The organism is Archangium minus (genome assembly GCF_044360475.1).
GTDB classification, from domain to species: Bacteria; Myxococcota; Myxococcia; order Myxococcales; family Myxococcaceae; genus Archangium; species Archangium minus.
This window is the reverse complement of record NZ_CP043494.1, coordinates 334,974-355,320: the sequence shown is the minus strand read 5'-3', so window position 1 is coordinate 355,320 and position 20,347 is coordinate 334,974. Positions and strand designations below refer to the sequence as shown.

Annotated in this window: 17 protein-coding genes; 3 read left to right on the top strand and 14 right to left on the bottom strand. The window is 67.1% G+C overall.

Features of this window, described 5'->3' with window-relative positions; genetic code table 11:
- Positions 1-46 precede the first annotated feature (46 nt).
- Both F0U60_RS01580 and F0U60_RS01575 read left to right on the top strand, forming a co-directional pair.
- Positions 47-1,306, top strand: coding sequence for an oxygenase MpaB family protein (locus tag F0U60_RS01580; protein WP_395813170.1), 1,260 nt, complete (start codon positions 47-49; stop codon positions 1,304-1,306).
- 2 nt (positions 1,307-1,308) lie between these two features.
- The gene (locus F0U60_RS01575) at positions 1,309-2,064 is read left to right on the top strand and encodes a hypothetical protein (protein WP_395813168.1); all 756 of its coding nucleotides are present in this window, start codon (positions 1,309-1,311) and stop codon (positions 2,062-2,064) included.
- Positions 2,065-2,071: 7 nt separating this feature from the next.
- Here F0U60_RS01575 and F0U60_RS01570 read toward each other — a convergent pair whose 3' ends face one another.
- From F0U60_RS01570 to F0U60_RS01545, 6 genes are all read right to left on the bottom strand, one after another.
- Complete coding sequence (locus tag F0U60_RS01570; RefSeq protein WP_395813166.1) at positions 2,072-4,177, bottom strand: alkaline phosphatase D family protein; 2,106 nt, start codon at positions 4,175-4,177, stop codon at positions 2,072-2,074.
- Between the two features lie 224 nt (positions 4,178-4,401).
- Positions 4,402-4,896, bottom strand: coding sequence for a GNAT family N-acetyltransferase (locus tag F0U60_RS01565; protein ID WP_395813164.1), 495 nt, complete (start codon positions 4,894-4,896; stop codon positions 4,402-4,404).
- A 1-nt stretch (position 4,897) separates the two neighbouring features.
- Positions 4,898-6,244 (bottom strand): ATP-binding protein, encoded by a 1,347-nt coding sequence (locus F0U60_RS01560; protein WP_395813162.1) that lies wholly within the window; start codon positions 6,242-6,244, stop codon positions 4,898-4,900.
- Entirely contained in the window at positions 6,241-8,148 is a 1,908-nt protein-coding gene (locus F0U60_RS01555; protein WP_395813160.1) for an ATP-binding protein, read from the bottom strand. Before F0U60_RS01555 ends, F0U60_RS01560 begins: the two co-directional genes overlap by 4 nt.
- Before the next feature lie 152 nt (positions 8,149-8,300).
- Positions 8,301-8,897, bottom strand: coding sequence for a DUF2378 family protein (locus F0U60_RS01550; RefSeq protein ID WP_395813158.1), 597 nt, complete (start codon positions 8,895-8,897; stop codon positions 8,301-8,303).
- A 134-nt stretch (positions 8,898-9,031) separates the two neighbouring features.
- Positions 9,032-10,267, bottom strand: a complete 1,236-nt coding sequence (locus F0U60_RS01545) for an esterase/lipase family protein (RefSeq protein WP_395813156.1) — start codon at positions 10,265-10,267, stop codon at positions 9,032-9,034.
- Positions 10,268-10,491: 224 nt separating this feature from the next.
- On the opposite strand from F0U60_RS01545, the gene F0U60_RS01540 reads away from it, so the two are divergent.
- Positions 10,492-10,908, top strand: coding sequence for a hypothetical protein (locus tag F0U60_RS01540; protein ID WP_395813154.1), 417 nt, complete (start codon positions 10,492-10,494; stop codon positions 10,906-10,908).
- Between the two features lie 18 nt (positions 10,909-10,926).
- Here the strand turns inward: F0U60_RS01540 and F0U60_RS01535 are convergent, their stop codons facing one another.
- The 8 genes from F0U60_RS01535 to F0U60_RS01500 form a co-directional block, all read right to left on the bottom strand.
- The gene (locus F0U60_RS01535; protein ID WP_395813152.1) at positions 10,927-11,313 is read right to left on the bottom strand and encodes a VOC family protein; all 387 of its coding nucleotides are present in this window, start codon (positions 11,311-11,313) and stop codon (positions 10,927-10,929) included.
- Between the two features lie 9 nt (positions 11,314-11,322).
- Complete coding sequence (locus F0U60_RS01530; RefSeq protein WP_395813150.1) at positions 11,323-11,910, bottom strand: GrpB family protein; 588 nt, start codon at positions 11,908-11,910, stop codon at positions 11,323-11,325.
- Positions 11,911-11,915: 5 nt separating this feature from the next.
- Positions 11,916-12,698 (bottom strand): hypothetical protein, encoded by a 783-nt coding sequence (locus F0U60_RS01525; RefSeq protein WP_395813148.1) that lies wholly within the window; start codon positions 12,696-12,698, stop codon positions 11,916-11,918.
- Positions 12,699-12,727: 29 nt separating this feature from the next.
- Positions 12,728-13,882, bottom strand: a complete 1,155-nt coding sequence (locus F0U60_RS01520; RefSeq protein WP_395813146.1) for a GNAT family N-acetyltransferase — start codon at positions 13,880-13,882, stop codon at positions 12,728-12,730.
- A 2-nt stretch (positions 13,883-13,884) separates the two neighbouring features.
- Positions 13,885-15,009, bottom strand: coding sequence for an aminotransferase class V-fold PLP-dependent enzyme (locus F0U60_RS01515; protein ID WP_395813144.1), 1,125 nt, complete (start codon positions 15,007-15,009; stop codon positions 13,885-13,887).
- Positions 15,009-16,145: a polysaccharide deacetylase family protein gene (locus tag F0U60_RS01510; RefSeq protein ID WP_395813142.1), complete on the bottom strand. Its 1,137-nt coding sequence runs from the start codon at positions 16,143-16,145 to the stop codon at positions 15,009-15,011. The genes F0U60_RS01515 and F0U60_RS01510 overlap by 1 nt, the downstream gene beginning before the upstream one ends.
- Before the next feature lie 247 nt (positions 16,146-16,392).
- Positions 16,393-18,165 (bottom strand): hypothetical protein, encoded by a 1,773-nt coding sequence (locus F0U60_RS01505; RefSeq protein ID WP_395813140.1) that lies wholly within the window; start codon positions 18,163-18,165, stop codon positions 16,393-16,395.
- Between the two features lie 90 nt (positions 18,166-18,255).
- Positions 18,256-20,184 carry an alkaline phosphatase PhoX gene (locus tag F0U60_RS01500; RefSeq protein ID WP_395813138.1) on the bottom strand — a complete coding sequence of 643 codons (1,929 nt, stop codon included), beginning with the start codon at positions 20,182-20,184 and terminating at the stop codon, positions 18,256-18,258.
- Positions 20,185-20,347: the final 163 nt, after the last annotated feature.

Genomic DNA, 20,347 nt, shown 5'->3' with positions numbered 1-20,347 from the left:
AGCGGGAGGGGGGAACGTTTCACATCGTCCCGCGGGAGCGCACCACATGCCGTCGAGTCTCTGGACCCATGACTTCATGGACGAGATGCGGACGAGGATGGATCCACTCGCCGATGCCGTGATCGAAAGACTGTTCACTGAAGGAAAGGTGGACGCGGTCAACCGGCTGATGAGGACCCTCGTCGAGAACGATGACCTGCCATCCAGCAAGCTGCCGCCCTACGTAATGGATTACCTCGCGAGCACGCGGGCCTCCGTGCCGAAGCTGGATCCGGAGAAGCTGCGCCAGGGGCAGGAGCTCTTCGATCTCTTCGGACCCGAGGTGATGATGATCCTCGGCTTCTACTCGCTGCCGGCGGCGTACGCAGCGCGCAAGGGCGTCCAGGTGCTCTACCGCACCGGCTTCCTGCAGAAGCGTCCCGTGCGGCGCGTCTTCGAGACGGCCCAGATGGTGGTGGACGTGATGACCGAGGGCGGCCTGGAGCCCGACGGACGGGGCGTGTGCACCACGCAGAAGGTGCGGCTGATGCACGCGGCCATCCGCTACATGATTCGCCACGACACGCGCCACCCCTGGGACGCGCAGGAGCTGGGCGAGCCCATCAACCAGGAGGACATGGCCGGCACGCTGATGACCTTCGCCTTCGTGGTGCTCGAGGGGATGAAGGCCCTGCACATCGAGCTCACCTCGGAGCAGCAGGAGGCGTGGCTCTACGCGTGGGCGGCCGTGGGACGCATCATCGGCGTGGATGAGCGGCTGATTCCAGCCAACGTGGACGAGGCGCGGCAGCTCACCCGGCTCATCCGCCAGCGGCAGGTGGCGTACTCGCAGGAGGGCGTGGCCATGACGGCCGCGCTCATCGAGGGCATGCAGGCACTCACGCCGGACCTCCTGGATGGGCTGCCGGCGAGCATGATCCACTTCTTCCTGGACCAGGACCAGTGGCAGGGGCTGAACGTGGCGGACATGCTGCAGGTGCCCAAGCCGGACTGGACGGCCATCATTCCCCAGGCCGTCAAATACGTGAGCGAGCTCACGGACTGGGTGGGTGACAACACCTTCATCGCGGCGAAGCTGCTGCGCTTCATCAGCAAGGACATCGTCGAAGGGATGCTGCTGGTGGAGCGCGGAGGCCAGCGCACGCCCTTCTACATTCCGGAGCACCTGCAGGACCGGTGGCGCATCAAGGCGGGCACCCGCGCCGCGAATGCCCGGCGTAGGAGCGAGACCGAGGCCACGGTCATGTTCATGGCCGCCCAGCAGAAGACCTCCGAGCAGAACGACTCCAGCCAGAAGGTGGCCTGACCATGCACCCGACCTTCACTTTCGATCAGGTTCGCGGCGGCCCATTCGACCCGCTCGCGTGGTTCAACGTCATTGGTGAGATTGGCTGCGTCTTCTGGATTGTGGCCTACGTCCTCATCATCCGGCAGTGCTTCAAGGACAAGTCTTATGGCCTGCCGCTGGTGGCCATCTGCATGAACATGGCCTGGGAGACACTGGCCTCGTGGGTCATCCCCAATCCGGTGCCGCTCTGGCACTTCTTTGACCGGGTGTGGTTCTTCGTGGACCTGGTCATCGTCTACCAGTTGCTGCGCTACGGCCGGGAGCTGCAGACGATTCCGGAGATTCGAAACAGCTTCTACGCGGTGGTCGTCGGCACGTTGATGCTGTCGACGTCCGGCCTGTATGCCTTCTACGTCCAGTACCACGACATGCTGGGGCTGATGGGCGCGTTCATGGTGAACCTCGTCATGAGCGTGACCTTCCTCTTCTTCGCCTTCGCCCGCCAGCATCAGGGCGGACGCGGGCTGTCGGTGCCCGCGGCGTGGTGCAAGATGCTGGGCACGCTGGGCACCTCCATCGAGTGCCACTACGTGATTGGCATGACGCAGGACTGGCTGGGCGGGCTGAACTTCCTCACCTTCCTGTGCCTCTCCATCTTCCTGTTCGACTGCCTCTACATCTACGTGGTGACAAAGGCAGTGAAGTCGGTGAAGGCGACAGCGCAGGAGCCTGAGCCCGAGGTGAAGCAGGAGCAACCGAGCCTGGCGGTGGCCTGAGCGCGACTCAGGCCACGTCAATGGAACCGGACCGGACCCGGAAGTCGCTACGGGAGAAGAGCCCCGCGAGCGCCTCGGGCCGGTCCGCGTAGTTCTCCCGGACGTGAATGCTGGAAATGCGGTGGTAGGAGGCGTGGAGCTGCTCGGGGCCCACCTCCACCACCGTGAAGCCGTGGCCCTCCGTGTCCACGAAGACGATGCCGGGGTTGGCCTCGCGGAAGGTGGCCTCCATCTCGGTGACGACGTAACGGTAGACGGCGGTACCGGGAGGGAAGCCCGCCGCCGTCACCTCGTTCCCGGCCTCCTCCTGGACGGCCGTCGAGGAGATGGCGGGCGCGGTGAGGGCGGGCACGCCCTGCTCTACCGACGCGAAGGAGGCGTGAATGTCTCCCGCGACGAAGAGGGCACGGCCTCCGGAGAGATCGCGCAGCGCGGTGAGCAGGTCGCGCCGCTTGTCGGGGAAACCGTCCCACTGGTCCACACTGTAGTAGTAGCGGTTGCGCACCGAGGGCGGCTCAACGTCCGCTTTGTCGCGCAGGTCCCAAATCATCGACGTGGGGGACACCGAGCTCGCCACCACCTTCCACGTCTGGGATTGTCCCGCCGAGTCCAGCAGCGCCGCCTCCTGGGCCTCGCCCAGCGCGTCCTCGGCTTCGCGCCCAGTGGTGGCGTAGCGCCAGGCCGCGTACACGTCGAAGGTGTCCTTGATGACGACGTAGCGTGAGCCCACGCGAGAGAACAACTCCGACTTCCCCATGTGCACAAAGGCGAGCCCACGCGGCTTGTCCGCCGGAGGGAGCGGCTCGGCTCCCGGCTGCGCCGCTGCCGCCAACACGGGGTTGACGTAGGCCAACGCGAGGTTGCCTTGCACAACCGCCGCGGCCCTCGCCGCCGCCACCACGGCATCCATCCCCGCCGCCACCGCGAGCTGGACGTACGCCCCCTGGAGAACGGCCTGCTGCGAAGGGAACTCGTCGATGTTCACATACGCGAAGGTCTCCGCCGCGAAGGCCGAGGAGAGACCCAGCGAGGCCAGTACCGCCGCGTCCATCGCCACCGTGGCGGGATAGGCGTCCTCGGGGATGAGATGGTCCGGCCGGTGGGTGCGGTAATCGGTGACAAACAGCCGCAGGTGGAGCCCAAAGACGAAGTCGCGCCAGATGCGTGTGTCCGGGTAGCGAGGCTCGCGGTCCGCCTCGATGGCGCCCGGAGGCGCGTCGGTGGTGTCGAGGGGCTGGTACTCGAAGAAGGCCAGCTCTGCGTTGCGCCGCCGCTCGGGCTGGAACTCATCGGTGCGGCCTTGGGTGTACGTGGCGTGCGCGTCCCAGCAGTCGTCGGAGAACTCGTGGTCATCCCAGACGATGATGAACGGATAGCGCTCGTGCACCTGCTGGAGGAAGGGGTCGGAGCGGTAGGTGCGATAGAGGTCGCGGTAGTTGGATACGGATTGAGCGACGAGCTCCGTGCGCCCACCACCCAGGTCCCGCCGCAGGGCAGAGCCCGGGTCGGTGAAGCTCACGTTGCGCGCGGGGTCCTCCGAGGGGACGAGCGAGGAGTCAGCCTCGTAGACGTAGTCGCCAACAAACAGGACGAAGTCGAGGTCCTCATCGAGCTGCAGCAAGCGCTGCCAGGTATTGTAGTAGCGCCCGCGGAAGTCCTGGCAGTTGGCGACCACGAAGCGAACGGGAGCCTCCGCGTCCGGAGCGGGGGCCGTGCGGGTGCGGCCCGTCCGCGAGCTCAACTGTTTGCCGTGCTTCTCGAAGACGAAGCGATAGTAGTAGCGCGTCCGCGGCTCGAGGTTCGTCACCTTCACTTTGAGCGTATGGTCATGCTCAGACGTGGCACGCAGTCCGTCCAACACCAGCACACGCTGCTCGAAGTTCTCATCCCGGGCGACCTGGAGGGAGAGCTCGACGTCCGCCTCTGGGCGGGAGGAATTCACCGCGCGCGTCCACAACACCACGCTGTTCGGACGCGGTTCGCCAGAGGCCACGGATTGGGGGAAGTACACCTGCCCGTCCTCCACCTCCTCATCGCGGCAGCCGAAGGCGGTGCTGGCCGCCACGGCGACGATGCACTTCAAGACAGTCCGGCGGTACAGGGGTTGAGACAAGGAGAGCCTCCTCAACAGGCCAGGGGAGCCCGGGAGGAAGCAAGGTACGAAACGAGCACAGACACGCGTCTGCGACTCCAGGGCAGCGTGTCTCCCGCTCACCAGGCCAGGGGCCGAGAGCGTCCACTAACCGGCACGAGCTCCCTCTCCCTCTGGGAGAGGGCGGGGGGTGAGGGTATTCAGCTCCGTGTTCCTCACCCGCTGCGCATCATGGAACGTCCGAGCTACTCCTTTTCGGAGTCCTCCAGCTCGCGCGTCATCTCCACCATGGTGACGCGCCAGCCGAGCCGGGCAAAGAGCCGCTGGGCCGCCTCGTTCTTCGAGGCCGTCATCAACATCACGCGCGGAACACCCTGGGCCCGCAGCCGCCGCAGCAACTCCTCGGCGAGCAGCGCGCCCACACCCGTTCCGCGCGCCGACTCATCCACCCAGAGATCATGAAGCTCGGCATGCTCGTCGCGCAGCGCGTTCCAATCCCGCCCCTCCACGGTGGCATAGACGTAGCCCACCACCGCGCCATCCCGCTCGGCCACCAACACCACCGCGCCCTGACGCTTCAGCTCCCGTGTCAGCCACCAGCGGTAGCCGGACTCCAGGTCCTCCTCCGGCGTCATGAAGCGCTTGCGGTCATACCCATGGTGCAGGCGCACGAGCGCCGCGCCCATGCGTCCCAACGCAGGTGCGTCCTCGGGCCGAGCCGGTCGGATGGCAACGGGCATCCTACGGACCTGACGCCGAGGCAGCGACCTCGGGCCCCTTCGGCAGCTTCACCCGGAAGGTAGAGCCCTCGCCCGGCACGCTGTCCACCTCGATGGAGCCGCCGAGCCCGGAGATGATGCCATAGCAGATGGACAGGCCCAGGCCCGTGCCTGTCCCTGGAGGTTTGGTGGTGAAGAAGGGGTCAAAGATGCGGCCCAGGTGCTCCTTGGCAATACCCACCCCGTTGTCCTTCACCTCCACCACCACCCAGCCGTCATCGCGCTGGCGCGCGGTCACGCTCACGCGCGGCTCGGCAATGCCCTGCACCGCGTACCCGGCGTTGTTCAGCAGGCCCAGGAACACCTGCTCCAAGCCCTGCTCGCTGCCGTGCACCGGCGGCACGTCCTGGTAGTCACGCACCACCTGCGCCTTGGGCCCCAGGTTGTAGCTGGCCCCGGACAGCGCGTGGTCCAACACCTCGCGCAGGTCCACCCGCGTCTGCGGCTGCCCGTCCAGCCGCGAGAAGAGCCGGAAGTCATTGACGATGCGCAGAATCCGCTCGGCCCCAATCAGCGCGTCCGAGCACACCTCGCTCAGCTCGCTCGGATCCACGGGCCGGCCCCCCTTGGCATGGTCGTCCAGCTCCGAGCGGATGAAGCCCACGCTCGCCATGATGACGCTCAGCGGGTTGTTGATTTCATGCGCCAACCCCGCGGACAGCCGCCCGAGCGCCTCCAGCCGCTGAGCCTGCACCAGGCGCACCTCCAGCTTCGCCCGGTCCTCCATCTCCTTGCGGAGCCGCTCGTTGGCGACCGACAGCTCGCGCGTCCACTCCTCCACCTCGCGCGACAGGTCCTCCATGCGCTTGTGGCTCTGCCGCAGCAGCTCCCACTTCTCCGTGAGCGCATGCGCCAGTTGCCGCACCTCGATGTTGTCGAAGGGCTTGCGCAGAATCAGCAGGCGCTGGCTGATGCCCAGCCGCTGCGTCATCTCCTCCCACGAGTAGTCGGAGTAGGCCGAGCAGAGCACCACCTGCAGGTCCTCGTCCTCCTTCCACAGCCGCTGCGCCGTCTCCACGCCGTCAATGCCCGGCGGCATGCGGATGTCCACGAAGGCCAGCGCGTACGGCCGCCCCTGCGCCACCGCCTCCTTCACCCGGGCAATCCCCTCCTCGCCCTGGTAGGCCGAGTCCAGCTCGAAGCCCGTGTCCACGGGCGTCGTCGCCGCCCCTCCGAAGAGCGCGGCTTCCATGGCGTCCAGCGCGGTGCTGGCCGGCGGCGCGCACAGAATCTTGCGGAAGTCCTGGTGGATGGCCTGGTTGTCATCCACCACGAGGATCCGGCGGTTGACTGCGGTCTGGGCGCTCATGCCCTGTTCTCCTCGCCCGAGATGGGCAGATCAATCGTAAAAGTAGCACCCTGGCCACGGCCTTCGCTGGAGCAGGAGAGGAACGCATCCATCTCCGCCGCCGCCAGGGCGCTGATGTGAAGGCCGAACCCATGTCCGTCCTTCTTCGTGGTGAAGCCTTGGGTGAACAGGCGCGGAGCATCCTCCGGTGAAATGCCCACCCCATTATCCGCCACGGAAATACGCAACCGCTCGGCGGCAACACGTCCCACCCGGATGGTGAGGAGCTTGTCCGCCCGCCCGCACTCCAGCAACGCGTGGCGCGCGTTGCTCAGCAGGTTGAGCAGAATTTGAAGCAGCTTGTGCCGATCCACCCGCACCAGAGGAACCTCGGAGTACTCGCGCTTCACCTCGATGCCCAAGCGCTCGAAGGACACAGCGTGCAGGCGCAGCGCGTCGTCCAACAGCGCCGTCACCTCCAGCCGCTCCACCACTCCCGAGAAGCGCGCGTGCTCCTGCTGCATGCTCACCACGCTCTTGATGTGCTCCACGCTCTTCTGCAACGTGTGCACCTCGTCCAGCAACTCCGCCCGCTCCGCGGTGAGCTGCGTGGTGAGCGCCTTCAGGTAGACGGGCAACTGCTTGCCCCGCCTATCCACCGTGAAGAAGTGCCCCAGGTCCGCCGTGTGCTCGGCCATGAGCTCCGTGGCCTTCGACAGGCCCGCCAGCCGCGACTGGTGCAGCCGCTCGGACAGAAGGTTGACGGACACGTTCACGCTGTTGAGCGCGTTCCCTACATTGTGCAGCACGCCAGTGGCGATCTCCGCCATTCCCGCCTGGCGCGACACGTCGAGTAGGCTGCGGTGCATCTCTCCGAGCCGGGCCTCGGCCTCCTTGCGATCTGTGATGTCCCGGCCAAACACGGTCATCCCTACCACACGACCCGCCACGTCAAGCACGGGGTTCACAGAGATATCTAGCACCCGCGGTCGTTTGAGCCGCGAGGGAGAGGCCTCGAAGCGCACGCGCTTGCCAGAGAGCACCTGCGCCGTGCACTCCTGCCAGCGCCGGCGCAGGGACTCCGGGGCGTACTCCGGGAAGAGGTGCGCCCCAGGCTCCAGCTCCACGCCGATCAGCTCCCGGTACATTTCCCCGAGCGCCGGGTTGGCTGCGATCAGCCGCCCCTCTGTATCCACGGAGCACACAACATCCTCCGTGTTCTCCAGCAGGCTCGTCAGCTTGCGCTCATGGTCGCGCAGCGCCCGCAGCGCCCGCTCGAGCGCCGTGTTCGCATGCTCCCTCACCGCGGTGAGCAGCCAGCTCATCCCCCAGCCGCCCAAGAGGAAGAGCGCGGCCAGCAGGCAGCTCTCCCACTGGCCGGGACCCGCCGAGGACACCAGGGGCAACACCAGCCCCACGCTCAAACCGCTGAAGGCGACGAAGAAGAAGGCCCGGCGAGCCCCCAACAGGTAGACGCACAGCATGGGAAGCAGCATGCCGCCCGCGTGCGTCCCTACGCCCACTCCCCCCAGGAGCAGCGTTGCCCCCACGAAGCCGCCCGTCAGCATCGCACACAGCAGCAACGCCGGAATCCGAGAGGAGCCACTGCGGCGCAGCAGCAGCAGCGACGTCACGCTGCCTGCCCCGCACAAGAGGCCCATCGCCCCCCACAGGAGGGGAAACGGCAGCCGCGTCACCTGGAAGAGGAACAACACATCGCACAGCAGCAACAGGCCATGGGCGGCGACCAACATCCGGCAGCGACCCAGCTCATCGGCCGACGCGCGACGTAACCGCCTGGAGAGCCATACGTCCAGACGCGCCAGCAGCCGAGCCGCCACGCCCTCGCGTGCGACGCTCTGCCCTGACGGCTCCAGCCCTCCGGCTCCCTGCGCTCCAGCGACCCTGGTGGACATGCTCGACATGAAACGGGCGCTCTCCCGGCCACTACCGCCCGAGTATGCCCGAAACCCGGCGAGCCCCGCAGGAGTGGAACAAGCGACCGCGAGACTGGAAGTATCCGCTCGCCGAGTCTCCTGCTACCCACGTGGGTAGACTTCGCCTCACATCCTGAGCGCTATTCCTCCCACTCCACGTGAAGCAGGGCACCGCGTCCCTCGCGCGACACCACCTGCGTGCGCACCCGCTGGCCGCCCGCCAGGAGCACGCACGCCTCGAGGAAGCCCTGGTAGTAGGAGGGCTGCTCCAGCACCTCGTTCAGCCCTACCTCGCACGCGGTGGGAGACAGCTCGGTGATGCGCGCTTCCACGTAGTTGTCCGCGCTGCGCAGGGTGTTGTTCAGCCGACGCAGCATGCGCAGCGGCCCCAGCAGCCGGGCCACGCCCACCATGGCGCGCCCCATCAACGTGTGCGTCATGCCATTCACCACCTCGTGCCCCAGCTGGCGCCACGCCTCCTCACGCGGCAGCAGCGGGTAGAGGTCCGCCACGGCAACCTCCAGGCCTCGCTTCCACGCCTCGTCTGAGTAGGCGGGCAGCAGGGGTTTGGACAGGTCAATGCCCGCCCCGCGCAGCGCCTGCCAGGCTTGCGCTGACAGCCGGCTGCTCAACGAGAAGCGGAAGAGCCCTTCGACTGTGTGCTCGAACACCAACCGACGCTGCGTCGCGGACGGACGCCCGACGCCCGGCTCCCGAGTCTCCCCGAGCCCCTGCATGCTCCACGCTCCCATGACAGTCACACGATAAAATTAGGAACGCGGTCCAAAAGCCCCCAGTCCAGGAGCGCGCCGCGGGGCAAGGCAGTGCTGGGTGCTCAACGTTTGGCAGTCCCGCTCGGACACCCGGCTGTTCACCGCAGGACGCTGGTCCGAGGGTGCGCAGAGGACCCCGGCTCCAGGTAGGCCCGCCCCTCCGCGAAAGAGGCGACGCGCGTCCACAGCTCGGCGAAGGCCAGCGCGTCGAAGCCCGAAGAGGAGTTGAGCAAGTCATAGCGCTTGAAGGGGCCGTAGGGGTCCGTGGAGGTGTCGGCCTGGAAGTGGCCAATGACGTCCGCGTGGTCCGCATCCACGAGGTAGCTCGAGGCCGCGTCGGGCCACACCTGGGAGACGGTGTTCACGAGCCCGTCATTGTCGGCCGGGGTGAGCATCCGGGCGGCTCGGGGCTCCAGTAGCTTCTGCACGGCCTGCGCCGGGCCCAGCCGCGCCACGGGGGACTCGGCCGTGAAGGCATGCAGCCGGTTGAAGAGATCAAACCACCGCCCCGAGCGAGGCCGCGCCACCGTGACGATGGAGGCATGGCGAATGCCATGCTCCACGAGGAAGCGCCGCTCGCCTTCCGGGTCGTCCGCGTGCGCGGGGCTGGGAGGCGCGTCACCCAGACGCTCGGGGTTGAGGTCGCTGAGGGCCGAGGAGTCACTGGCCATGTGGAGCAACCAACTCAGCAGCTCGAAGTACGCGGCGCGGGCGAGCGCGCTCGGGTACGCCCCCTCGTCGCAGTAGCTGCCCTCCAGCGTGTCGAGGAGGGCGTCAATCCAGTTGGCCGACTCCTGACGCTTGCCCCGGAAGAGGACGTGGCGCAACAGCCAGCCGCTCGCGGCCGTGCCGCGCTCGCGCAACCCACGCGCGCTCTCGTAGCAGGCGCGCAGAAGGGGACGGATGAGCAGGGCGCGCACCAGCGGCTGGTTCAGCCGGCGGACGAGGTTGGTGCCACGATGGGGCGTGGAGAGGAACTGCACCGAGCGGATATGACCGAGCACCTTCAACGTCGAGTCCTTATCGTGTGAGCTCGGGGAGCGCTCCAGCTCGCGGTAGAGGAGCAGGAGCTGGCGCAGGTCGAGCCCTCCCGTGGAGTGACCCACGAGGTGGAGCTCGTCGCCCGGACGGAACTCCTTGCGATGCCAGCGCTCGTCGAGGAAGGCGAGAAGCTGCTCGGCGCGGGTGCGCACGCTGGCGGTGGGCAGGTTGGGGAAGTAGTGAAGGACGAGCGGCGTCTGCTCCAGCGCGTGGGTGACCCCCTCGTAGTAGCGCAGGGTACCGAGGGCATTGAACCCACCGAAGCCCGGGACGAGCACGAGATGACGGTTCATCGAAACCACCTCCGGGAGCCGCTCCCCGCCGCGGGGACGCCGGGCCAGCGAGTCAGTCAAGACGAAGGGACGACTCGCAACAATCGCACCCGGGTCCAACACGGACGTGAGCTCTCCCACAACGCGGCGTGGGAGATGTAGACCCCTGAACGCCCCTGGGCGCACCCGCGCCTGCCCGAGGCGACTACCTGCACACCACGTGAGTGGTTTAGAACCCAACTCCTATGGATGACGCTCGCCACGAGAGGATCGCCGAGCTGTGTGCCATGGGGGAGGAGCTCGCGGAGCGGAGGGAGCTCGCAGCCGCGCTGCTGAAGTTCCGCGAAGCCCTCGCGCTCATTCCAAAGCCCGTGGAGGAGCACGACGCGGCGATTCGGATTCTGTGCGCCATCGGGGACACGTGCTACCTGATGGGGAGGTTCACAGAGGGGAAGCACGCACTGCAGGGCGCGGTGCGCAGCCTCGGGGGACTGGGCCCGCCCATCCTCCACCTGAGGCTGGGGCAGTGCGAGCTGGAGCTCGGCAACCGAGAGCGGGCCGAGGAGGAGCTCCTCCGGGCCTACGAGGGCGGTGGCGAGGAGCTCTTCGAGGGCTACGACCCCAAGTACCTCGCGCTCGTGAAGTCCCTGGGGCAGCCGTAGGACCCGAGTGGGTGCGGGTCAGACGGTGATTTCGATGCGGTTGCCATCGGGGTCGAGCACGACGCACTCGTAGTAGCCGTCACCCGTCTGCCGGGGACCATCCACCACGGGGAGGCCATCGCGCCGGAAGCGCTCAGCCATGGCGTCCACCGCCTCGCGCGAGCCCGTCGAGAGGGCCAGGTGCGCGTAGCCCGTGGGCGTCGTGTCAGCACCGCTCGCCTCCACCAGGAGGGGCTTCGCCATGATTTCCAGGCGCGCGCCCGAGGCGAAGCTCAGGAAGTAGGAAGTGAACTGCTTCCGCTCGTTGACGTACCGAGGCCCCGTGCTGGCCTGGAAGTACGTCTCGTAGAACGAGCGGAGCCTCTCAATGTCCCGCGTCCAGATGGCGACATGTTCGATGCGCATGGGTCCATCCTATCTAAAGCTGTCCAGCACGCCTCGGATGAAGGAGTCCTTCGCGAGCGAGTAGTCACCGCTGTTCATGATTCCCCGCGAGAGGATGTCCCGCTTGAGCGCCACATAGGCCTCTCGCAACACCGGGTCCGCGCACAGTCGATCTCGGAAACGGCGCTGCGTTTCCACTTCCGGCGAGTCCGCTGGGATGACGTGCACGTGCAGGTTGAAGCGAGTCCCCTCGTGCTCCAGGCTGCCCTCACGCATGGGCCTCGACTCGGGCCAAGGCTCGTGACCAGCTGGCGGCACCTGCCTCTGAAAGCCGAGCGCATCCAACAGCGCCTTCACCGGCTCCAGCTGCCCGGGCTCGACTGGAATCATCAGGTCCACCACACCCTTGCCCTCGCAACCTGGCACCGAAGTGCTCCCCACGTGCTCCACCGTGACGTCGGGCAAGTGCTCGCGAACCGCCTCGCCCACGCGCCGAGCCACCTCCACGACTCGCGCGTCATAGGAACGGCAGACGACCCTCTCATGGATATACGGACCAATGATTCGGGGAGCGGTCTCGAACATCAGCGCCTCGATGGTGAAGGGTTCCGTATCCACCCGGCTCAGGCGGCCTGCCGCGATCGCTCTAGGAGGAACTGCACCAGCGCGGGCCATGCCTCTCGCAGCTTATCGGTCGAGGCCTCGCCAAACACGGTGACAGGGTCGATGTAACGGCGCTCGCCCGTGAGTCGCTCCACACTCCACGCGAGGAGCGCGTCTCTCAAGCCGCGCATGGGGCCGCCGAGGACGTGGGTCGCGGGCCCTTCCAGCAGCGCACGCGCCTGGGCCCAGTCCTCGCGCCGACAGGCGATGACACCGTTGGCAAGCACAATGAGGGGGTCTTCAGCATCCACCGCCCTGGCTTCCGCGAGCCGTCCTTCCGCGGCCCCCACTGCGCCCTTGAGCGCGGAGATCAGGGCGAGCCGCACGGGAATGAGCGTGCGGACCTGGGCGGGCAACTCCTTGATTCCCTGGGCGGTGGTGAAGTCACGCTCGGCCGCATCCAGGTGCCACAAATCAAGATGACACACGCCCACGTTGAAGGGGATGACGCCCTGCCCCTCATTCTTGAGCAAGGGGCGCGCGGTTTCGAACTTCTCGAGAGCGGCGGCGATGCGCCCTCGCGACAGGAGGGTGTTGCCTTCCGCATTCAATTGCCATCCCTTCTGGTTTCGCTTGCCCACGATGGTTCCGACGATCACGGCGAACACCACCACGAGAAACGGGATGATCCAGCCCGACAGGTCCGGTAACGGCTGGCCGGGTTGCCGGAAGAAGCTATAGAAGGCGACGAATAGAACAATGAGCAACACCCACATGCCGATCAGACGCAATCCGCTTCGCATGGGCTGTCTCTAGCATGAGGGGTGAATCGTCAACACCGTCCCTGTTCTGGACGACCCATGGCCCTCCACCGTCGAACGTGCGTGAGCAGCTCCTCGGGAAGTGCGTCCCGGAGCACCTGTCGGCCCGTCCGCTCCAGCGCCTGAGCTCGCACCACCCAGGCCCCGAGACTCGCCGGACGCGTGATGCGCAGCCGCACCGTCGTCCGGAGCCCTCGCGTCCAGTCTGACTTGTACGCCTCGACGCCTCGCAGAAAGTTGTACTCGGAGAAGCCCTCGGCCAGCGCATCCCGGAACGTCTCGCCCACCAGGACGAGCCCCACGCTCCGCGCCTTCCACTCGGGGTCATATCCCGCGTTGTAGTAGCTGAAGGTGCGTCCGTGCAGCAGCGCGTAGACCGATGCCACCGCCCTGCCCTCCACGGACAGCAGATAGATGCGAGCCTTTCCCGCCTCCGACAGGAGTGGCACCACGGTCTGGTGGAAACTCTGAATGCTCGGCGCCTCGAGCGCGCTGCGCCCTCCCCACCTCAAAGCATGCAACCGGAAGAACTCTGGCAGCGCGCGCGCGAGCTCCTCGCGTCCCTCCGCCTTCGTGATGGCGAAGCCCCGCTGGCGCTCAAGCCACTTGCGGCGGCGCAAGTAGTTGTCGGCCCGCGCCACTCGCGCCAACAAGGTGTCGAAGCGCTCGCCGACCTCGAACGTCTCGTACGGACAACGGTTCCGCCCGGTGCTCTCAAGGTTCCACCCACGCGCTCGGCAGTGCGCGCCCAGGAGCGTCACCAGGGGGGACAGCGAATCCATGTCGGACAGCTCCAGGACGTCCCACTCGCGCCAGGTCCTCGCGAGCGCCTCGGCCAGGGCCTCCATGACGGAGGCCTCGTCCCCGGGCCGGAGCACAGCATCCAGGTAGTCGCTCCCCACGCCCTCATCCCCCAGGAATCGGAGCCACCGCAGGCGACCACCTCCCCATCTCTGCTCCTCGAGGGACAGCGGCAGCACTCCGGCGAGCACCCCCGCCTCGTCCCTCACCGTGAGGATGAAGAGCTGCCGGTGTCTCCCAAGGTGCTGGTACCAGCCGAAGAGCCACTCCCAGGTGTTGAAGACGCGAGCTCGACTGGCCTCACACAAGTGCTGCCACTCACCGCGCAGCGCCAGGAAGTCCCGCGGCTCCCGAATGACATCCACCCTCATGTCTCCAGGACCTCCCGTGCCACCTGCGCAACGTGCTCGATGTCCTCGGGGCCGAGCCCCTGATGACAGGGAAGCTCCACCACCCGCTGGCGGAGTGCCGTCACCTCCGGGAAGTGCTCACACGTGGCCGCAGGATGGCCGGACCTCCAGAAGTCGACCGCCTGGATGCCGCGCGACCAGAACAGGCGCAGGGCGCGATCCTTGTCGTCTACCTCCAGCGCATAGAAGAGCGGGCATACCCCCGGCGGCAGAGAGGACCAGGTCGCTCGTTCGGGTCTGCCAATCCGCTCGTGGAGGAGGAGCCAGTTGGCGCGGCGGCGGCGCACCACCTCATCCGCGTCCACATTCCTGAGCACCCTTTCAGCCACAGCGCTCATCCCAAGGTGGACCACCTCCGGATCGAAGGCTTGGGTCCCCACCGGAATGTCCTCGAGCCGAGCCCTGTCCCGAACAGGCCGGGTGAAAGACTTTGCAACCTCGCGCAGCAACCTGCCCGCGCCTCGGGAGCGCCGCTCGGCCGCCATCAGCATCGAGCCGGTCAGGTGCGAGAGCGTCGGCAAGAGTGGAGGCGGTGCGAGCGCTGTGAGCTCGGCCGCATGGAACTCCCGCATGAGCAGGCCACCGCCATGAGGCACAGGGAGCGTCTTGTAGAAGCAGAAGATGGCGGCGTCGCCCCGGCTCCCCAGCGGCCGATCCGCCTCACGGGAGAAGAGCGACAGCGCACAGTCCTCGATCAGGAAGGCGCCACACCGGCGCGCAACCTCCGCCAGTTCCTCCATGGGCTGGGGAAAACCGGCGTAATGAATGACATAGATGGCTCGCGTGCGAGGCCCCACGCGCGAGCGCACATCGTCTGGATCCATCCGCCCTGACGCATCCACACGCGCGAACCGGAGCCGTGCTCCCGCGTGGAGCAGGGCGGAGAGCTCCACGCCATGGTGGTACGCCGGGACAATGACCTCCCACCCCTCGAGCCCCAGCAGCCTGGCCGCTCGCCAGACCGCATTGCGCCCCAGGTAGGTCAGCTCGAGCCCCGTCCTATTGAAGGGAAAGAGGACCCTGCTGTCTGTACGCGGCACCCACTGCGCCGGACCCAGGTCCGGCACCGACGGAATAGCCATTAGCGCATCCATCCACTCACCTCCCTCTGCCCCTCATGGCATGAGCGCGGGCCGCGACTCAGCTCGAAGGCCAGCTCCGAGACGGGTACGGGCGCCCCAATGCGCGGAAGCTCGAGGAGCCCGCTCGCGGGTGAGCAGAATCCCGCTCGGGTGGTGACGGCCGCCTCGAAGTAACGGCTCGCGAGCGCCGTCACCTCAGCGTTCGTGGCCCCGTTGGGATAGGAGAAGAGCGTCGGCCGCACACCGAGCTGCTCCTCCAGCGTGTCGCGGCAGCTTCGAAGCTCCCGCTCCACCTCCTTGAGCGGAAGCCGCGTGAGGATGGGATGGCTGTGCGTGTGGGCGCCGATCTCAAAGCCCTGACGTGACAGCTCCCGCACCTCGTCCCAGGAGAGGAACCGGTTCTCGTCATTCACCGGGAGGGGGAACGCCGCTCGCAGCCGCTCCACGATGTCGAGCATCATCTCGTGCGGCAACTCCTTGAGGTACTCGACGCACGCCATCATCAGGACTCGCGGGCTCAAGCCGAGCGCGCCGAGGCGTGCGATCGCCGGGTCCCCACACGCCCGGCACACCTGGTCAGGCGGGTGCCGGGAGAAGAGCTCCTCTAGCTCATACGCCCACATCCACCTGTCAGTGCCGACCAGCCCGGTGGTAATGAAGAACGTCGCGGGGACGCCGTAGCGCGCGAGGACGGGCGCGACGAGGTACAGGTTGTTGCGATAGCCATCATCGAAGGTCAGTGCCACAGCCCTCGGAGGCAACCCCGCCCGCCCGGAGAGCCCCGCGACGAGCTCGGACAGGAGCACCGGCTGATACTCGCGCGCCAGAAAGGAGACATGCCGCTCGAACTCCCGCACATCGAGCACCGGCTCGCCCCAGACGCCCACCGGCCGCCGCTGGACCTTGTGATAGAAGAGGATGGCCGCAGGGTCCTCTCCCACAGGCCTGGAGGCCAGGTGGAGGCCCAGGGCGTACGAGAGGGCCTTCACGCCCTTCGCCACCCAGGACGTCCAGCGCGGCTCAGTGCCGATGCGCGCGCGCAACACCACCCGCTCCAGGTCGACCTGGTTCCTCTGCCTCGTCAGATCGACCTGATTGCGTCTGGCGGAAGCAATGAACGTATGGGTTTGCTTCATGAATCCCCCCGGCTCAGTGCATTGCAACCACCAAGCCGGAGTGGAATCCCCTGAAAGGCCAGCAAAGGGGTGCCACGCTGGGCAAAGCATTCCCAAACGTTGCCCTGGCGCTACCCGGAGAGGAGTGAGCGCGTCCCCCACAATCGCGAGCCATTGGATGATGGCCCGGCACTCCAGGGCAGAGCGCCGGGAGCGCACGTCCAGGTGTCACGAACGGAGCACGAACTCGCCTCGAAGGGCGAGGTTCTCAGCGTGAAGCGGACTTCGTCGGTCCCACCCAACCCGGGAGAACGGCCTCGTCGATTCCCGTCGCTCCATCCTGCTCCAGCCGGGCCTTCACCTTCGGAGGAGCCCCGACGAGCACGTCCCGCCCGCGCTCGAACCGTTGGGCCTTCACCAGCGCCAGGGTGGCTCGGTTCAACAGGAGCGCCCGGCGTGGAGACGGAACGAGCAGGACGGAGATGTCCTTCGTCAGCGCCTTCACCGCATCAGGCTTGAGCGTCCCATCGCTCCGGAAGAAGCGCGCCTGGACCTCGTCGTTGCTCCTGTAGTCGTCTCCTCCTCCCACCTGCTCGAGCCAGTGAGCGTATTCGCCCTGCCCATCGGCGCGCCTCGGCTCCGGGATGCCCTTCAGGCCCCCCTGTCCCCAATGGTACCAGCCAGCATGGAGGGCCGAGCCCGCGTCGAGCTTGCGCGCGAAGCTGAAGGTGCTGTCCGTGGTCGCGCCCACGCCGCCATGGCAGCCAATACAGGCAGTCGTCTCCTCGACGTTCTGGGGACGCAGCTCCCCACTCGCGTCCTCGATGAAGCCTTGCATCAACCAACCAGAGCCCGTGCCCACCCCGCGCTCCGCGTCCGCGAGCACCGTCTTCAGCTTGTCGGGGTGCTTCATCTTCTCCCGGACTTCCGCCTCGGCCGCCAATTGGAGATCGCTGTACGTCAGCCAGCGCGTCTTCCGCATGTAGCGCAGCTCCTTCATCCGAGCGGCCATGCGCACCTGCTCCCCGTCCACATCAAGGTAGCGCAGGCTGTGGAGGAACTCGGTGCCTCGCGGGTAGAGGCCGGCGGCGGGCCAGCCCTCCCGCGTCCGGTCCAGCGCGGACGCCTGTCCCACGTAGCCGAAGGGACGCTCGGGCTTCGGCGGCCACACAAAGGCCACGCGCGTCGCCGTTCCGAGCACGCCATCTCCGTCGAGGTCGGAGCCGAGCTCACGCTCGTCCGTGGGCGGCAGCGGCACGTCCACCCGGCGGATGAAGGCCTCCAGGATGGCGAGGTTGATGCGATATACGGCCGTGCTCTCGCGCCCCTCCCGGTCCCTACGGAACGCGTCGGGAAGCCGGATGAACACGTCTCCCGCGCTCCCGTTGGTGGGCCAGAACATGCCTGGGAACGGGGCATAGGCAAACGCGCGCCAGCCCGTCATGCGCCCGTCGGGTGAATGATCGAAGCCCTCGGTGTCTGGCTGGAACCAGCAGTCCGGAGTGTACCCCTCCCACTGGCCATTCCCGTTCACATCCCAGGCCGCGGGCGGATGCGCCAGCGCCGCGGCCAGCCGGAGCCCACCGCGCTCATCCACGTAGTTGCTCGACCGCACCCAGGCCAACAGCTCGGCCTCTGGCAGCTCGACGGGTGGCAGCGGCTGGAGCACGTTCGTCCAGCGATTCTCCTCGGCGGAACGCGCCACCGAGAGGACCGTCTGCACCTCGGCGTCGTCGACGAAGTTGGGCGCGCGGGGCGTCTGGTGACACGCGAAGCAGCCATTGTGCGTGCGGCCTCCGGGTTCATCCTGGGTGGCCGCGTAGCACTGCGCCGGCAGGTAGGCCGCCGGATTGGAGAGCCGGGGCGGCACGCGTGCATTCGCCGGCAGGGTGGCCGCGAGCGCCTCCTGTACCTGGACGACCGGGGTCGGCCCAGGCGCGGGCGTGGGAGCACGCGAATCACCCGAACGCCACACCACGGCCGCTCCCACCCCGAGCAACCCAGTCACCAGCACAATCCCTGTCGCCCTTCGGCGGCTCATGTCCTGCTCCCACGATGAACGCCGCGGGGCATTCCCAGGAGTCTCCTCCCGGAAATGCCCCACGACTGTCTGTGATACGGATGCGCGTGCTCAGTCCATCGCCGGGAACGGGCCGATGTACCCGGTATACGACTGCGTCACGTTCCTATCCTTCCCCACCTTGTCCGTGTCGGACTCGGCGTAGGGATGCTGCACCTGCGCCTTGATGTACGCGTAGCCGTTGATGTTCGGATAGAAGTAGACGCCCGTCGTCTCCGAGCCGTAGGGCGCGGAGAAGATGCGGGTCAGCTCACGCGTGACGACGTTGTAGGCCCACACCATGTCGTTCTGGTGGCCGTCGACGGTGTCCTCGCCGATGAGCAGCGTGTCATACCCGTTGATGAAGGACAGGTTGTCGGGATTGGCGATGCCATTCACGCTGCACACGTTCACGGTCGCCGGTTGGGCGACACCGAAGCTGTCCGGGAGCGTGAAGGTGGGATCGTAGTAGGGGCTGTTGTTCGGGTAGAGGCTGGCGCCAGGCGCCTTCAGCCAGATGCCCTCGATGAGCGGCGCGGCGGACTCGACGACGTAGTCACTCCCGATGGTCACGTTGGGCGAGACGACCATCTCGTAGACCGCGCCACAGTCGTTGCGGGCGACCTGGATGTGATTGGGCCCGCCGCGATCCTTGTTCTCCGGATCGCTGACCATCCCATGGTTCAACTCGCTGAAGGACACGTAGAGCCGGTGGGCGGTGGGGTTGAACGTGATGCCCTCCGTCTTCCGGAACTCGGTGGTGGCCCCGACGTAGGCCGCATACCGACGGCTCTCCAGGCGGGAGGCCGCCAGCTCCTGACCGGGCATCAGCCTCAGGCACTCGCGACCGGTCTCGGTGTTGATGGCGCGGAACCCAGAGGCCGCGCTCGGACAGGTGCCATCGGCGGCCTGGGGCTCCGTCTCGAAGATGTGGGAGAACTGGATGCCGCTGTCGATCAGCGCCTTCACCTCCGCGTCCGTTGCGCTGGGGCCCAGCGGCAGCCAGTAGATGTCCGCACGCCCTGAGGGCAGGCCCGAAGCGGTGGTCTGGAACCACCGCGCCGCGTAGAGCTGCCCCTCGGACAGGTCCCCCGGCCGCGTCGCCACGAACATGTAGAAGCCGTCGTTGCTGCCGTCATCGCTCAGGTAGACCGTCTTCTTATCCGGCATCACATACGCGAGCTCGAGCGCGCGCCGACCCGCCGCGTAGTGCTTCGCGACGGTGGTGGCGCCCGACTCGTCGACCGCGACCTCGATCACGTAGCCATAGCGGTACGGAGAGAAGACGGCCTTCGCCTCCTCGATGGAGGCCGTGGTTGGATCCAACCCCCAGTAACGCAGCATCGAGCGCTCCGCCGAGGTGAGGGCACTCACCGAGGTCGCGTTCTCATACACGCGCGCATCCGTCGGGTACTCCTCGCTGCTCAGGTTCGTGTTCCAGGGGGACACGCTGCCAGCGCAGGGCGTCCAGTAGCCCTCCACTCCCGAGAAGTCGATGGGCCGGGTATTGAGGACCGTGAGCTTGCCGTTGGACTCCTGGCGGAGCTCGGAGAGGTACATCGCCGCGGGTGTGGTCTCGAACTGGGTGAGCTCGAAGAGCTTGTTGCCCACCGGGATGAGCGCCGAGAAGTCGTTGGACGGGGAGATGAAGTCCGAGCCGTCCGTGTTCTTCACCGGCTTGCCGTCCTTCTGGACCATCCGGCCGAAGATGTGCTCCCCGATGGCCTGACCCGAGCGCATCACGGTCTCGTACTGGATGGCGACTTCCTGGCCGTTCACGTTTGCCTTCGGGCTGGCGTAGACGGCCCGCTTCTCGTCCTGCGTACGCGCGGTATTGACCGGCGTGAAGCTGAGCGACTTGCCCGTGCCAGGCGGGCCCTGCGGACCCGGTGCTCCCGGTGATCCATCCTCACCACTGCACGCGGAAAGAGCGAGCGCCGTCAACGACGCCCACGCCAGGCGCCCCGTGCGGCGCCCCCACCTCGAATGAACCAATCGCATCCTGTCCCCTCGTCTTGGAATGCTCTCGGGGCCGCTGTCGCCAGGCTGGCTCCGATGGCCGGCGGATGCTCCGGCGGCGAGTGACCTCCCTGCAAGAGGAAGCGTGACCTGTTCGTTACAAATGCATCCGTCCGCTCGGCGGCTCGCACTCGGAGTTCAATCG